The 15,644-nt window shown below is 33.1% G+C and carries 14 protein-coding genes; 11 read left to right on the top strand and 3 right to left on the bottom strand.

Translation table 11 applies throughout. From position 1 onward, the window contains the following. Window positions 1–54 precede the first annotated feature (54 nt). Window positions 55–1,713, top strand: coding sequence for an ABC transporter substrate-binding protein (locus EJA19_RS10390; protein ID WP_240640265.1), 1,659 nt, complete (start codon window positions 55–57; stop codon window positions 1,711–1,713). Here the strand turns inward: EJA19_RS10390 and EJA19_RS10385 are convergent. Further along, window positions 1,710–2,885 (bottom strand): GlmU family protein, encoded by a 1,176-nt coding sequence (locus tag EJA19_RS10385; RefSeq protein WP_125468298.1) that lies wholly within the window; start codon window positions 2,883–2,885, stop codon window positions 1,710–1,712. The genes EJA19_RS10390 and EJA19_RS10385 overlap by 4 nt on opposite strands. A gap of 121 nt (window positions 2,886–3,006) precedes the next feature. Next, the gene (locus EJA19_RS10380) at window positions 3,007–3,258 is read right to left on the bottom strand and encodes a type B 50S ribosomal protein L31 (RefSeq protein ID WP_036118055.1); all 252 of its coding nucleotides are present in this window, start codon (window positions 3,256–3,258) and stop codon (window positions 3,007–3,009) included. A 178-nt stretch (window positions 3,259–3,436) separates the two neighbouring features. On the opposite strand from EJA19_RS10380, the gene EJA19_RS10375 reads away from it, so the two are divergent. From EJA19_RS10375 to EJA19_RS10345, 7 genes are all read left to right on the top strand, one after another. Further along, window positions 3,437–3,967 (top strand): DUF4199 domain-containing protein, encoded by a 531-nt coding sequence (locus tag EJA19_RS10375; RefSeq protein ID WP_125468297.1) that lies wholly within the window; start codon window positions 3,437–3,439, stop codon window positions 3,965–3,967. 40 nt (window positions 3,968–4,007) lie between these two features. Then, window positions 4,008–4,955 carry a glycosyltransferase family 2 protein gene (locus EJA19_RS10370; protein WP_125468296.1) on the top strand — a complete coding sequence of 316 codons (948 nt, stop codon included), beginning with the start codon at window positions 4,008–4,010 and terminating at the stop codon, window positions 4,953–4,955. A 54-nt stretch (window positions 4,956–5,009) separates the two neighbouring features. Next, window positions 5,010–6,734 carry a phospho-sugar mutase gene (locus tag EJA19_RS10365; RefSeq protein WP_125468295.1) on the top strand — a complete coding sequence of 575 codons (1,725 nt, stop codon included), beginning with the start codon at window positions 5,010–5,012 and terminating at the stop codon, window positions 6,732–6,734. Further along, a complete protein-coding gene (locus EJA19_RS10360; RefSeq protein WP_125468294.1) occupies window positions 6,735–8,564 on the top strand; it encodes an ABC transporter ATP-binding protein in 1,830 nt (609 codons plus the stop codon). A 266-nt stretch (window positions 8,565–8,830) separates the two neighbouring features. Then, a complete protein-coding gene (locus EJA19_RS10355) occupies window positions 8,831–9,373 on the top strand; it encodes an RNA polymerase sigma factor (RefSeq protein WP_125468293.1) in 543 nt (180 codons plus the stop codon). A gap of 32 nt (window positions 9,374–9,405) precedes the next feature. Continuing rightward, on the top strand, window positions 9,406–9,900 hold the full coding sequence (locus EJA19_RS10350; RefSeq protein WP_125468292.1) for a hypothetical protein: 495 nt from the start codon (window positions 9,406–9,408) through the stop codon (window positions 9,898–9,900). 1 nt (window position 9,901) lies between these two features. Continuing rightward, window positions 9,902–10,351: a sensor of ECF-type sigma factor gene (locus EJA19_RS10345; RefSeq protein WP_125468291.1), complete on the top strand. Its 450-nt coding sequence runs from the start codon at window positions 9,902–9,904 to the stop codon at window positions 10,349–10,351. A 15-nt stretch (window positions 10,352–10,366) separates the two neighbouring features. Here EJA19_RS10345 and EJA19_RS10340 read toward each other — a convergent pair whose 3' ends face one another. After that, complete coding sequence (locus tag EJA19_RS10340) at window positions 10,367–11,476, bottom strand: WD40/YVTN/BNR-like repeat-containing protein (protein ID WP_317124826.1); 1,110 nt, start codon at window positions 11,474–11,476, stop codon at window positions 10,367–10,369. 37 nt (window positions 11,477–11,513) lie between these two features. Here EJA19_RS10340 and EJA19_RS10335 point away from each other — a divergent pair, with 37 nt between their 5' ends. From EJA19_RS10335 to EJA19_RS10325, 3 genes are all read left to right on the top strand, one after another. After that, the gene (locus EJA19_RS10335; RefSeq protein ID WP_125468364.1) at window positions 11,514–12,728 is read left to right on the top strand and encodes an RsmB/NOP family class I SAM-dependent RNA methyltransferase; all 1,215 of its coding nucleotides are present in this window, start codon (window positions 11,514–11,516) and stop codon (window positions 12,726–12,728) included. Window positions 12,729–12,736: 8 nt separating this feature from the next. Continuing rightward, complete coding sequence (locus tag EJA19_RS10330) at window positions 12,737–14,620, top strand: endonuclease (RefSeq protein ID WP_125468290.1); 1,884 nt, start codon at window positions 12,737–12,739, stop codon at window positions 14,618–14,620. A 73-nt stretch (window positions 14,621–14,693) separates the two neighbouring features. Further along, entirely contained in the window at window positions 14,694–15,554 is an 861-nt protein-coding gene (locus EJA19_RS10325; RefSeq protein WP_125468289.1) for a fructosamine kinase family protein, read from the top strand. The last annotated feature ends 90 nt before the right edge of the window (window positions 15,555–15,644 follow it).

Genomic DNA, 15,644 nt, shown 5'->3' with positions numbered 1-15,644 from the left:
TTTATTTAAGCAAACTTTGTTTTAGGACGTGTTAAAATTTATCTTTACAATTAAATGGCTGCAAATTTACAACTAAATAATAGAATGATAAAACCCTTACTACCAAACTTAAACGCTTTAATATATTATTTTACAATTAGTTGTCTAGCATTATGTCTTTTTTGCTGCGAAAAACAAGCCACAAAAAATAACGATCATTTGGTTTTTCGTTATAACGAGCATAAAAACATTGGCTCTTTGGATCCAGCATTCTCTAAGGACTTAGCTGACATTTGGGCTACAAATCAGTTATTTAACGGCTTGGTAGAGATGGATGACAGTCTAAATGTAAAACCAAGCATTGCTAAACATTGGATAATAACCGATAGCGCTAAAACCTACACATTTACTTTACGACATGATGTTTGGTTTCATAAACATCATCTTTTTGGAAAAGACTCTACGAGAACTGTTACTGCTTATGATTTTGAGTATAGTTTTAACCGCCTTATTAATCCTAAAGTAGCATCACCCGGTAGTTGGGTTTTAAATAAAGTTAAAAGTTTTAAAGCGATAAACGATTCTACCTTTCAAATACAATTAAAACAACCTTTCCCTGCCTTTCTAGGCTTATTAACCATGAAATACTGTAGCGTTGTTCCTAAAGAAATAGTAGAACACTACGGTAACGATTTTAGAGCAAACCCGATAGGAACTGGCCCATTTAAGTTTAAACGCTGGGAAGAAAATATCAAATTGGTATTTAGGAAAAACCACAACTATTTTGAAACCGATTCCAAAGGTAAAAAGCTTCCTTATTTAGAAGCTGTAGCCATTACATTTTTACCCGATAAACAAAGTGAGTTTTTGCAATTTGCTCAAGGTAATATTGATTATGTTTCTGGGCTTGATGCGTCTTATAAAGATGAAATTTTAACTGCAAAAGGTGTGCTTAGAAACAAATATATTAAAGACGTAAATATGATTCGTGCTCCATATCTAAACACCGAGTACCTAGCGTTTTATATGGATTCTAATGTTTCTGAAATCCAATCAAAATTACTACGACAAGCTGTTAATTATGGATTTGATCGAAAAAAAATGATGACCTACTTACGTAACGGTATTGGTATTCCTGCTAATGGTGGTTTTATTCCCAAAGGATTGCCTGGGTATAATGATGCTATAGGGTATAATTATCAACCTGAAAAAGCTAAACAACTCGTAACTCAATTTAAAACTGAAACAGGTATAACAACTCCAGAAATTACCATAACCACTACTAGTAATTACCTAAGTTTTTGCGAGTATATTCAACGTGAATTACAAAAAACAGGATTAACTGTTACTGTTGATGTTATTCCTGCTGCTACTCTAAAAGATGCTAAAGCTAATGGTAAATTGGATATGTTTCGTGCCAGTTGGATTGCCGATTACCCAGATGCCGAAAATTACTTATCGCTTTATTATAGTAAAAACTTTGCACCAAATGGCCCAAACTACACACATTTTTCAAGTCGTGTTTTTGACCAATTATATGAACAAGCTTTTACCGAAACAAACACAAAAGCACGTGAATTGCTTTACACAAAAATGGATAGTCTTGTTATGCAAGAAACTCCCGTTGTGGTTATGTTTTATGATGAAGTCGTACGTTTTACACGAAAAAACGTTACTGGTTTAGGTATAAACCCAACTAATTTGTTAGATTTAAAACGCGTTCGTAAAAATTAACGTCTCCTAAACTTAGCTGTTTCTTCAAAAACGTGTTCTAGAATGGCTTTGTCGGTTTCGGAAAGCTCGATATTTCTGCGAGACATAACAACTTTAGCAACCTCAAAAGCTTTTTTAGTTAAGTATGTTGTAAACCCGTTGTTGCCTCCCCATGAAAAGCTAGGCACAAAATTTCTTGGAAAACCGCTACCAAAAATATTAGCGCTTACACCAACGATAGTTCCAGTATTAAACATGGTGTTTATACCACATTTACTATGATCACCCATCATTAAGCCACAAAATTGCAAGCCTGTTTTAGCAAAACCTTCGGTTTCGTAATTCCACAAACGGACTTCGGCATAATTATTTTTTAAATTGGAATTATTACTGTCGGCACCAATATTACACCATTCGCCAAGCACAGAATTTCCTAAAAAGCCATCATGTCCTTTATTAGAGTAGCCAAAAATTACCGAGTTATTAATTTCGCCACCAACCTTACTATAAGGACCTACTGTGGTTGGTCCATAAATTTTAGCCAACAATTTAACCGTAGCATTGTCGCACAAGGCAAATGGCCCACGAATCACACTACCTTCCATAATTTCGGCGTCCTTACCAATATATATTGGCCCATTCTCGGCATTTAATGTTACAAAATTAAGTTTCGCACCTTTCTCGATAAAAATATTTTCTGAGGCTAGAGTATTTACTGTTTTAGGTATTGGTTGCGAACTTCTATTTTTTGTTAGTAATTCAAAATCGACTTCAATTGCCGAACCGTTTTTACTAAAAATATCCCAAGTATGTTCAATTTTTAAAATATCATCTGAAAATTCTATGGCTTCGTAAGCCTGTAAATCTACATCTTCTTGCGAGTCTTTCGTATAAAAAGCAATGACATCTTCATCTTGAAAAATGGCTTGATTTTCTTTAAGGTTTTTAATCATTTCAATCAACTCATAAGTTGGCAAGAAAGAGGCGTTAATCATAATATTATCTTCCATTTCCACCATAGGGAACTTATCAGACAGGTAATCCTCGGTTACCGTTGTTGTTGTAATTCCTAAGAAAGTTTCCCACTTTTCGCGTATGGTGAGAATACCTACTCTTATATCTGCCACAGGTCTTGTATAAGTGAAGGGTAACAGGTTATTTCTTGAGGGACCATCAAAAAGGATGTAGTTCATTTAGTTGAAAATTTAGATTGATATGTAAGTTGCATTGTCTCAAAAATAGCTTAATTATAGTAACAAAAAAAGCCTTCAGTAAAAAACTGAAGGCCTAACAAAAATTATATTTAACGCTATATTATTTTTTAAATTTAGCGTATTTGTTTTTAAACTTATCAATACGACCGGCAGAATCTACTAACTTAGACTTACCTGTGTAATAAGGGTGTGATGTTCTTGAAATCTCCATTTTAACTAATGGATACTCAACACCATCAACCTCAATAGTTTCATTTGTATTGGCTGTAGATTTTGTTAAAAAAACATCGTCGTTAGACATGTCTTTAAACGCTACCATTCTATAATTTTCTGGATGTATTCCTTTTTTCATCACTAAATTCTTTAATCGTTTCGGTTTTTTCGAGGTGCAAATTTAAGCATTTTTTACAATTGAACAACTCTTTTTATATTTTTTATTATGTTAAAGTTCTGTAACGTTTTGGTATCTTTGTTTACTAACTAAACATAATCATTACTAACTAAACATAATCAACTAAAAACACAAACATATGGAAAAATCAGTGAAATCAATTGCAATTAATTACGGCCTTTATCTTGGTGGTATCTTAGCCTTACTTTCTGTTTTAGCTTATGCTATAAATTTAGATTTATATACAAAAGCGTGGTATGGTATTGCCTTACTATTACTTGTTATTGTATTTGGTATTATCTCTACTGTAAAAACCAAAAGTGCACTAAAGGGTATTATCAGTTTTAAAGAAGCGTTTACGTCCTACTTTTTAACGGTTCTTATAGGGATTGCTATTAGCTCTGTAGTGAGTATTTTAATTTTTAATGTAATCGATCCTGAAGCTGCTATTGTATTGAAAGAAAAAATTGTAGACTCACAGGTACAAATGATGAGAAACTTTGGCGCTCCAGAAGAAGCTGTAGCCGAAGCTGTAGAAAAAATGGAAACCGAAGGTAACATGTTTTCTATAGGTAATGTTGTACAATCCCTAGTTTTTCAATTAGTAGGTTTTAGTATTGTTGGCTTAATCGTTGCTTTAGTTTTGAAAAAGAACGAAGAAAACGCTTAAAATTCTTACTTTTGAATATTGTTTTATTTAAACGCATTCAATGAACATATCAGTAGTCATACCACTACTTAACGAACAAGAGTCTTTAAAAGAATTACACGATTGGATTGCAAAGGTTATGCAGTCCAATCGTTTTTCTTATGAAATTATTTTTATTGATGATGGTAGTACCGATAATTCTTGGAACACCATTCTAAAGCTATCCAAAGCTGATAAGCATGTAAAAGGTATTCGTTTTTTAAAAAACTTTGGCAAATCGCAAGCGTTACACGCCGGGTTTTATGAAGCCAGTGGCGATGTTGTTATAACCATGGATGCCGACTTACAAGATAATCCTGAGGAAATCCCAGAACTGGTTTCCATGATTACTAAAGACGGTTTCGATATGGTTTCTGGTTGGAAAAAGAAACGTTACGATAATACTTTTACAAAAAATCTCCCTTCTAAATTATTTAATTGGGCAGCACGAAAAACATCTGGCGTTAAACTACACGATTTTAATTGTGGTTTAAAAGCTTACCATATTAATGTGGTAAAAAATATTGATGTTAATGGTGAAATGCATCGTTACATCCCCGTATTATCTAAAAATGCTGGATTTACAAAAATTGGCGAAAAAGTTGTTAAGCATCAAGCCAGAAAATACGGCGAAACCAAATTTGGTATAGATCGTTTTATACATGGTTTTTTAGACCTAATTACCATTTGGTTTTTATCGCGTTTTGGCAGAAGACCTATGCATTTATTTGGAGCATTAGGCGTTATCATGTTTGCTATTGGCTTTGGGTTTTCACTATACTTAGGTTTAGACAAACTCTTTTTAAACCCTTCTGGAAGGTTAATTACACAAAAACCACAATTCTATATAGCTTTAGCCACAATGATTATTGGAACTCAATTTTTTGTCGCTGGTTTTTTAGGTGAAATCATCCTAAGAACTAAACCAAACAAAAAACGCTATTTAGTTAAAGACAAGCTAAATTTTTAGCCACTTAACAGTTCTTATTAAAAGTTGAAAAACTTTATATAACAAACTATAAAAATGACACATTTAAAACCTGAAATACAAGAGCAAATTAACACTTGGTTGACCCCTACTTTCGATGAATCTACACAAAACGAAATTAAAGAACTCCTTGCCAATAACCCCAAAGAACTAGAAGAAAGTTTTTATAAAAATTTAGAGTTTGGTACTGGTGGTATGAGAGGTGTTATGGGCGTTGGAACCAATCGTATTAATAAATATACGCTTGGAAAAAACACCCAAGGGTTAAGTAACTATTTAAAAGTGCAATTCCCCGGTGAAGACTTAAAAGTGGTTATTGCTTACGATTGCAGAAACAATAGTAACACGCTAGCAAAAGTTGTAGCCGATGTCTTTTCGGCAAACGGTATAAAAGTTTTTTTATTTGAAGACTTACGCACCACACCAGAATTATCTTTTTCGGTAAAATATTTAAACTGCCACTGCGGTATTGTTTTAACCGCTTCGCATAATCCACCAGAATACAATGGTTATAAAGTATATTGGCAAGATGGCGGCCAATTAGTTCCGCCACAAGATGGTGAGATTATATCAGAAATTAATAGGCTAGATTATGCCGAAATTAAATTTGAAGCAAACAACAGTTTAATTGAATATATTGGCGAAAAAGTGGATAATGCTTTCATTGATGCATCCGTAAAAAATGCCAATTTCACTTCAAATAAAGCCAAAGACAACCTTACAATTGTGTTTACCTCGTTACATGGTACATCTATAACAACTATTCCAGAAACCTTAAAACGCGCTGGCTACAAAAATGTTCATATTGTAGAAGAACAAGCCCAGCCAAATGGTAATTTTCCTACGGTTAAATCGCCAAACCCAGAAGAACCAGCAGCACTAAAAATGGCCTTAGATTTGGCCGAAAAAGTTAAAGCCGATATTGTTATTGGCACCGATCCAGATAGCGATCGTCTTGGTGTTGCAGTAAGAAATTTAGACAACGAATTAACCCTTTTAAATGGTAATCAAACTATGGTTGTCATGACAGAGTTTTTACTTAATAAAGCAAAAAATGACGGGTTTAAAGGTAATGAGTTTATTGGTTCAACAATTGTGTCTACACCTATGATGGAAGTTCTTGCTAATGATTATGGTGTAGAGTATAAAGAAGGACTTACTGGCTTTAAATGGATTGCAAAAATGATAAAAGACTTCCCTAATCAAGATTTTATTGGTGGCGGCGAAGAAAGTTTTGGCTTTATGGTGGGCGACTTTGTTCGTGATAAAGATGCTGTGACCTCTACCCTTTTAGCTTGCGAAATAGCTACAAAAGCAAAAACCGAAGGGATTTCTTTCTACGAAAAACTACTACAACTTTATGTTTCGCATGGATTTTATAAAGAACGTTTAGTATCCATAACTAAAAAAGGCATTGAAGGCGCTCAGGAAATCAAACAAATGATGGTTGATGCCAGAGAAAACCCAAGATTAGAAATTAATGGCTCTAAAGTGGTTACACTGGAAGATTATAAAACATCAATTGCTAAAAACGTTATTCAAAATACAGAAACTGTGATTAATGTTCCTAAATCTAACGTATTAATTTATTACACCCAAGATGGTAGTAAAATAGCATTAAGACCAAGCGGCACCGAACCTAAAATAAAGTTTTACATTAGCGTTAATACCCAATTAGACAATGTGGCAGACTTTAAACAAATGGAACAAGAATTGGAAACTAAAATTGATGCTATCCTAAAAGATATGCAGCTTAATTAGATGAAAAAAATAATAAACCAATTACTTCCTTTTATTAAAAAGTTTAAAAGACACGTCTTTTTTAATGTGTTTTTTAACTTACTCTACGCCTTTTTTAGCGCTTTAGCTTTTATATCATTAATACCAATGCTAAATGTGTTATTTGATAAAACAGCTATTGTTAAAGAAGCTCCTAAATGGGAAGGGATTTTAAAAATAAAAGACTACGGCGAACAATTATTAAACTATAAAGTAAGTGGTTATTTAGAGGATGGTAATCCGCAAATGGCCTTAGTAATTGCCGTAGTTATTGTTATCTCTACCTTTTTGCTAAAAAATATGTTTGGTTATTTTGCCATGCAACATGTTATGTATCTCAAAAATGGTGTTTTAACCGACTTGAGAAAAACCATGTACAATAAAATTATTAGCCTGCCTATTAGCTTTTATTCTAAACGACGAAAAGGCGACGTTATGGCTAGAATTTTAGGCGATATTAACGAAATGCAAAACTCCTTTTTTATTGTATTAGAGTTAATTGTAAGAGAGCCAGCCACTATTATTTTCTCTTTAATACTTATGTTTACTATAAGTTGGGAATTATCCTTATTCGTACTATGCTTTATACCAATAGCTGGAATTTTAATCTCAAGAATAGGAAAAAGCTTAAAAAAGAACTCCTTAAAAGCACAACAAGAATCTGGTAGATTAATTTCTATTGTTGAAGAATCGTTAACCGGATTAAAAATTGTAAAAGGCTACAATGCCGAAAATATTTTTAAAAAGAATTTTATCACTTCAGCTGATAAAATTTTAAAATTAAAAAATAAAATTGGCTTAAAAAACAATTTAGCAGGCCCCATTAGTGAAGTTTTAGGTATTATTACCATTGCCATTTTATTATGGTATGGTGGTAAATTAGTCCTAGTAGATAAAGTTATTGAAGGCACAACCTTTATCGCCTTTATGGGACTTTCGTACGCTATACTAACCCCTGCAAAAGCCATAAGTAAAGCGTCTTACAAAGTTAAAAATGGTATTGCTGCTGCAGATCGTGTTTTCGAAATATTAAATGAAACAGATAGCATGGAAGATCTGCCAAATGCTACAGAACTTGATACATTTAAAGATAAAATATCTATTGATAACATTTCCTTTAAATATGACGATGATTATGTATTAAAAGACTTTTCAATAGAAGTTCACAAAGGAAAAACTGTTGCCTTAGTTGGCCAATCTGGTAGTGGAAAAAGTACGATTGCCAACCTTGTCAATAGATTTTACGATGTAAATAAAGGAAGTATTTCTATTGATGGTAATGATGTTAAAAATATTACCAAAAAATCACTTCGGGCTTTAATGGGACTTGTAACACAAGACTCTATTTTATTTAACGATACTATTAAAAACAATGTCTCTCTAGGAAAACCGGATGCTACCGAACAAGAAATTATCGAAGCTTTAAAAATTGCTAATGCATGGGAATTTGTACAAAGCCTACCAAACGGTATTGAAACCAATGTTGGCGATGCAGGAAATAATTTTTCTGGCGGACAAAAACAACGTTTAAGCATTGCAAGAGCCGTACTTAAAAATCCGCCTATTATGATTTTAGACGAAGCGACTTCAGCTTTAGATACCGAAAGTGAACGCCTAGTGCAAGACGCACTTGAAAATATGATGCGTAACCGCACCTCTATTGTTATTGCACATAGATTATCAACTATTCAAAATGCCGATACTATTGTTGTTATGCAAAAAGGAAACATTGTAGAGCAAGGTAATCATAGCGAATTAATGACTCAAAATGGTGTTTATAAAAAACTAGTAGAAATGCAAAGTTTTGAATAACCCATAAACGAAATAATCCTACCTATTAAAAAAGGACAAATCCAATTAGATTTGTCCTTTTTTGTTTACTGCTAGACTTGGGGCAGACTAACAATAAGTAGGTTTGTTAATGTAAACATAACGTAATAAAATGTAAAAAACAAGAAAAAAATGCATTTTATCGATTTTTAATGCATTTAAACGATTATTTATTAAGTGTTCATGTTAAAAAAATGTCGCAAATAAACTTTTAATAACTACATTCGTCTTAGTAACAAAGCGTATCATTGAATACAGAAAAAGACTTAATAAAACGATTAACCACTAAAGGTACAAAAGATAACGCCTTTAAAGAACTGCTACACCTATACAAAGAGCGGCTATACTGGCATATTAGAAAAATAGTTCTGTCTCATGACGACGCCGATGATGTGCTTCAAAATACATTTATAAAAGTCTTTAAAAATATTGATAAGTTTAAAGGAGATAGCCAATTATATTCTTGGATGTATCGCATTGCCACAAACGAATCTCTCACCTTTTTAAAAAAGAAATCGAAAAGATTACAAATATCAGACGAAGAATTACAACAACAAACTATTAACAACCTAGAAGCCGATGTATATTTTAATGGAGACGATATTCAATTAAAACTACAAAAAGCTATAGCTACTTTACCACAAAAACAACAATTGGTTTTTAATATGAAGTATTTTGATGATATTAAATATAAAGATATGGCCAATATATTAGACACCAGCGAAGGTGCACTAAAGGCCTCTTATCATATGGCAACAAAAAAAATTGAAGCCTATTTAAAATCAAAATAAACCATTTAGTATAAAAACAGTCTAAGTATTAGATGAGTAACAATTTTAAACATAGTAAACAACACGGATTTTCAACACCAGAAAACTACTTTGATTCTTTTGACGCTAAACTATTACAGCAATTAAAAGAAGAGAAAGCCTTACACCAAGTTAAAGACCCTGGTTTTAAAGTACCAGATTATTATTTTAACGAAGTTGACGGTCTTATAATTAAAAGCGTATCCAAAAAACCTAAGGTTATTACTATGCCTTTGCTTAAAAAAACGCTCTATACAACAGGAATTGCAGCTAGTTTATTATTAGCTTTTTCGCTATTTTTTAACAAGAACAATATAAGTTTTGACGATGTAGAAACCACATCTTTAGAAACATACATTGAAAGTGATTTTGAACTACAAGACTTTACTACTTTTACAACAAACGACGATTTAGACATTACTAGTTTTTCAGAAGTACATTTTTCCGAAGAACATTTAGAAAACTATATATTAAACAACACACCTATCGAAGACTTAATTTTAGAATAACATGAAAAAATTACTCACATACCTATTAATTTTAGGAGTATCATTTTCAAGTATTGGGCAAGATAAAAGTAAAAAAGAAAAAATTGATGCCTTAGAGATAGCCTATATCACAGAACATTTAAACTTTACAAAGCAAGAAGCTCAAAAATTTTGGCCCATTTACAATACTTTTGAAGACAAAGAAGACGAATTGCGTTATAAAATGAGAAACAAAAAACATAACACAAACTTCGAATCTTTAAGTGAACAAGACGCTAAAAAGCTTATTGCAGATTTTAATTCACTTGAAGAACAAATGCATAATCTACGTAAAAACTATACACAAGATTTACTACAAATACTTCCTGCCAAAAAAGTGTTGCTTCTTAAAAAAACGGAAGAAGAGTTTAGACGTAAAATGTTTGAGGAGTTTAAAAAACGTCGTAGTCAAAATTATAAAAAAAGAGGTTAGAGATAATCTCTTTTTTTATGGGGTAAATGTTAGTTTACATATCCTTCCTGCACCTGCAGCATAAGCCACACTATCGTTTAAAAATCTAATAGTATAAAACCCTTCGTCGCTTAAGTGTGTCCAAGACTCACTCGCATCATTACTATAATCAATTCCTTTAAAACCAACCGTAACAAGTTCTTTCCCTGCTCTATTGGGGATGTATTGCACACAACTTCGGTATCCTGGATCTTTATTTTCAGCAACTAATTGCCAAGTTTTGCCACCATCAATCGTTTTAATTTTATTAGCAGAATTATCCTCAGGATTGGTATAATCGCCACCAAAAGCAACCCCTTTCAATGGGTCATAAAAAGCAATAGAATAAATACCTTCGGTATCTTTGTCTTTTACAATTGGGGTATCAAAAACCTCCCACGATTGTCCTTTGTCTGGTGAATAGTAAACTCGTCCAGCAGTAGTGGCTACCCAAGTATGATTTCCAACAATAGCAATATTAGTATTACTTGCAGCAAAAGCACCTTCATTTTCAATAGTATTTGGCAAAACATCACAAGGTAACTTCTCCCATGTTTCTCCACTGTTACGGGTAATAATAATGCTTAAACAACCGTGTGTAGCATCGCCAATTGCAATCCCTTCATTTTCATTCCAAAAAGCCATCGAATCATAAAAAACGTTGTCGTGTTCTTCTTTATAAACCAATTCCATATCACCTGAATTACCTGTTTTATACAACAAAGCAGGATTACCTACACTAAGCATAAAAAAATCCTCATTATTATTAGCTACTGCTCTAAATTGAATATCTAGAGAATCATATTCTTGTTTCGAAAGTAACCATTTATCATTTTCGGCATGATACAAGCCATAAGTGTTATTATTAGCAGCAAAAGCTAAACTATGTTTGTCTAAAATTTCAATAGCTCTAATGCTTAATGTGGAATCTTGTAAAATAGTTTCTATGGTTACATTTGAAAATTGTCTTGACCTAAACTTCTCCTCGTCTTTACAAGACCATAGAAAAACCAAACTAATTAATACAATATAAACACGTTTCATAAGATGAATTTTTAAGAAAGATACTTCTATTCGTTCTAATAATAAAAATATTCGTGTATTCATGTGATTTAACGTAACTTTGCACGCTTATACAATTGAAATGCGATTACACAGAAACCTATGTTTTGCCGTTATAGATGGCTTAAATAATATATTTAACGACGGGGAATATGCCGACAAGGTTATTCAAAAACTTTTAAAGCGTGATAAGCGCTGGGGAAGTCGCGACCGATCTTTTATTGCCGAAACCACTTACGATATTGTACGCTGGAAACGCCTTTACGCCAAAATAGCCGATGTAAAAGAACCTTTTGATCGTGATAATCTTTGGCGATTATTTGCCGTATGGGCAACCTTAAAAGGTATTCGTTTACCCGATTGGAAGTATTTTGAAAACACGCCAACTCGCAAAATAAAAGGCCGTTTTGATGAACTTTCTAAAATTAGAAAATATCGCGACTCTATTCCAGATTGGATAGATGACGTTGGTGTAGCAGAACTTGGTGAAGACCTTTGGACAAAAGAAATTGCCATGCAAAATGTTCAAGCCGATGTTATTTTAAGAGTCAATACTCTAAAAACCACAAAAAAAGAATTACAACAACGCTTACAATCTGAAGATATTGAAACCGAATTTTTAGACGGTTATCCATCTGCATTAAAACTAAAAGAACGTGCTAATGTATTTAAAACTGAGGCTTTCAAAGATGGTTGGTTTGAAGTACAAGATGCCTCCTCGCAATTAGTTGCCGAGTTTTTAGATGTAGAACCTGGCATGAAAGTGGTTGACACTTGTGCTGGAGCTGGTGGTAAAACCTTACATATAGCGGCTTTAATGCAAAATAAAGGACAGGTTATTGCTATGGATATTTACGAAAGTAAATTAAGAAAGCTAAAAACTCGTGCTAAAAGAAATGGCGTTCACAATTTTGATATGCGTGTGTTGGATTCTACAAAACCGATTAAAAAACTATATAAGAAAGCTGATCGCGTTTTAATTGATGCGCCTTGTTCTGGTTTAGGTGTTTTACGCAGAAATCCCGACGCCAAATGGAAATTAGAACCAGAGTTTCTGGATAGAATACGAGTAACACAACAAGACGTTTTACAAAAATACTCCAGAATGGTAAAACCTGGTGGAAAACTAGTTTATGCCACTTGCTCTGTATTACCATCAGAAAATCAAGAACAAGTTGACAAATTTTTAACATCAGAATTCGGTAAAGACTTTACTTTTGTAAAAGACAACAAAGTTTTAGCACATCAATCTGGTTTTGATGGCTTTTACATGGCATTGTTAGAAAAGAAAAAATAATATTTATAATGAAACAATTTTACTCCCTTTTTTTACTCCTAATAACAACTACCGTGTTTGCACAAGTGCCAGCAGGTTATTACGACTCTGCTACAGGAACGGGATACACACTTAAAACACAGCTTAAAGAAATCATTGATGATACCGATGATAATTTAGCAACAGAATACCTACATAACGACCAAGGTTATAATGCCATGGATGGCTTTATCGCTACTTACGATTTAGATAATTATTACGAAACGGGAAGCAACACTATTCTTGACCCATATTCTGAAAATCCAACAGGAACCGATCCTTATACATTTTCGCCTGTAAACGATGAGTGTGGAAACTATGTCAGCGAAGGCGATTGCTATAACAAAGAGCATGTTATCCCCCAATCTGTATTTAGCGAACAAACTCCTATGCGTAGCGATGCGCATCATTTATTACCAACCGATGGTCGTGTAAATGGCTTTAGAAGTAATTTCCCTTTTGGTGTTGTAGATAATTCACAATTAGTGTCGCAAAGTGGTATTTCAAATCCAACACAAAACGGTTCAAAACTTGGCGGCAACCTAGATAGTGGATACTCTGCTGGATATTCAGGTACTGTTTTCGAACCTATTGATGAATTTAAAGGCGATATCGCGCGTATTTACTTTTACTTTGTAACACGTTACGAAGACAACATGAGTAATTGGAGTGCTTACGCCATGTTTGATGGTAGTAATAACAAAGCCATTGCCGATCCGTTTTTAAATATTTTAATTACTTGGCATCAAAACGATCCTGTTTCTCAAAAAGAAATAGATAGAAACAATAATATTTTCAATAATCACCAAAGTAACAGAAACCCTTTTGTTGATCATCCAGAATGGGTTGCAGAAATTTGGAATGTGACACCAGATACCGAAGCACCAACAGCTCCAACAAACTTAGTCGCTTCAAATCCTACAGATACCTCTATTGATTTAAATTGGAGTGCTGCTACCGATAATATTGCTGTAACAGCTTACGACATTTATGTAGATGGCGTTAATACATTTAATACAAATACAACAAACTTTACAGCTACAGGGCTTCAACCAGATACTAATTACTGTTTCACTATAGTTGCTTTAGATGCCGCTGGAAACGAATCTGGATTAAGTAACCAAGATTGTGAAACAACAACTAATAACGGTTCTTCTGGAGGTGTAGACATTTTCTTCTCAGAATATATTGAAGGAGGAAGCAACAACAAAGCTCTAGAAATAGCTAATTTTACAGGTGCCGACATTACAGATATGTCTAGTTACTCGTTAAAACTTAGTAGTAATGGTAATTCTAGTTGGACAACGACCTACAGTTTCCCCGGAAATGCACAAATAGCTCATGAAGATGTATATGTTATTGCCAACGGAAGTGCTACAATTTGCACTTCAGAATACGATGACTTAAATAACTCTATTACAGGATTTAATGGAAATGATGCTATTGGGTTATTTAAAAATGATGTTTTAATAGATATTATTGGAACCCTAGGTGACGGCACTACTTTTGCGGAAAACACGACGCTAGTAAGAAAACCTACAGTAAGCGAGCCAACAACAACATTTAACATAAATGAATGGGATAGTTACCCGCAAGATAACTGTGATGACCTGGGTAACCACCAAACGTTAAGCATTAAAGAAAACCACCTTGCTGATTTAACTATTTACCCTAACCCTGTAAAAGGTAATTACATTAGGGTATCGTCAAATAAACCTTTGCAATATGAGGTTTACAATATTTTAGGAAGATTAGTAAATAAAGGAAAGACAACTAATGGAACTATTGCTGTTCAAATGCTGAATTCTGGTGTTTATATTTTAAAACTTTCAAACGGAAATCAGCAAATCACCAAAAAACTTATTAAGAAGTAAAAACAAGCTACTTATATTTTAAAAGCCATCAATATTTTGATGGCTTTTTTATTTTTATAACCTTTGGTTAACCATGAATGAAGCTTTTCTAAAACATATTGAAAACAGTCTTAGCGCCAAAATTAAAAGCATGACGTCCGTTTCAGGTGGCGATATTTCTTCAGCTTTTAAAATCATAACTTCAGATCAAAGTTACTTTCTTAAAACAAATACAGCTTCAAATACATTAAACATGTTTCAAACTGAAGCCGAAGCCCTAAAAACCATAGCCCATACTAATACAATCGCTACGCCAAAGGTTCTTGATTACTCTAAATTTGAAAACATATCTTATTTACTTCTAGAATTTATTGAAAGTAAATCCCCTTCCTCAAAAGATTTCAAAACCTTAGGAAAACAACTTGCTACACTTCATCAAAAAACGAATTCTTACTTCGGTTTACAAAAAGACAATTTTATTGGAAGTCTCAAACAACCTAACAAACCAACTAATTCTTGGAACACTTTTTACGTTAACAAAAGACTATTACCACAACTGCAACTAGCTCAAAAAAACGGTTTAATTTCTAAAAATGAATGTCCTCCAATTAATATTATGCTTGAAAATTTTCACCCTTTGTTTCAAAATATAAAACCTTCACTTTTACATGGTGACTTATGGGGTGGGAATTATTTAATTTCTAAAAATGGTACTCCTTTCCTTATTGATCCGGCTATATATTTTGGGCATTCAGAAGTTGATATTGCAATGACTAAACTTTTTGGTGGATTCTCTGAAAACTTCTACAATGCATATCATGATAGCATTCCTACCGATGAATTCACTTCCAATCGTATAGAAATTTATCAGTTATATTATCTCTTAATTCACCTTAATTTATTTGGACGCTCCTATTACAACTCGGTAATTACTATTCTTAAAAAATATTTCTAAGTAATGTTAAAAAGCATGTTAACAATCCTTAAGGTTTGCAAAAAAATGCCTGTTTTTATAACTTAAAAAGCGTATTTTTGCACTTTCAAA

The organism is Mangrovimonas spongiae (genome assembly GCF_003944795.1).
In the GTDB taxonomy this organism is placed as follows: Bacteria; Bacteroidota; Bacteroidia; order Flavobacteriales; family Flavobacteriaceae; genus Mangrovimonas; species Mangrovimonas spongiae.
Note: the sequence above shows the minus strand (reverse complement) of the source record. Positions and strands in the feature narration are given on the sequence as shown.

Coding starts and splice junctions, on each gene's coding strand:
- EJA19_RS10390 (WP_240640265.1), top strand. CDS start 55: ATGGCTGCAAATTTACAACTAAATAATAGAATGATAAAACCCTTACTA.
- EJA19_RS10385 (WP_125468298.1), bottom strand. CDS start 2,885: ATGAACTACATCCTTTTTGATGGTCCCTCAAGAAATAACCTGTTACCC.
- EJA19_RS10380 (WP_036118055.1), bottom strand. CDS start 3,258: ATGAAAAAAGGAATACATCCAGAAAATTATAGAATGGTAGCGTTTAAA.
- EJA19_RS10375 (WP_125468297.1), top strand. CDS start 3,437: ATGGAAAAATCAGTGAAATCAATTGCAATTAATTACGGCCTTTATCTT.
- EJA19_RS10370 (WP_125468296.1), top strand. CDS start 4,008: ATGAACATATCAGTAGTCATACCACTACTTAACGAACAAGAGTCTTTA.
- EJA19_RS10365 (WP_125468295.1), top strand. CDS start 5,010: ATGACACATTTAAAACCTGAAATACAAGAGCAAATTAACACTTGGTTG.
- EJA19_RS10360 (WP_125468294.1), top strand. CDS start 6,735: ATGAAAAAAATAATAAACCAATTACTTCCTTTTATTAAAAAGTTTAAA.
- EJA19_RS10350 (WP_125468292.1), top strand. CDS start 9,406: ATGAGTAACAATTTTAAACATAGTAAACAACACGGATTTTCAACACCA.
- EJA19_RS10345 (WP_125468291.1), top strand. CDS start 9,902: ATGAAAAAATTACTCACATACCTATTAATTTTAGGAGTATCATTTTCA.
- EJA19_RS10340 (WP_317124826.1), bottom strand. CDS start 11,476: ATGAATACACGAATATTTTTATTATTAGAACGAATAGAAGTATCTTTC.
- EJA19_RS10335 (WP_125468364.1), top strand. CDS start 11,514: ATGCGATTACACAGAAACCTATGTTTTGCCGTTATAGATGGCTTAAAT.
- EJA19_RS10330 (WP_125468290.1), top strand. CDS start 12,737: ATGAAACAATTTTACTCCCTTTTTTTACTCCTAATAACAACTACCGTG.
- EJA19_RS10325 (WP_125468289.1), top strand. CDS start 14,694: ATGAATGAAGCTTTTCTAAAACATATTGAAAACAGTCTTAGCGCCAAA.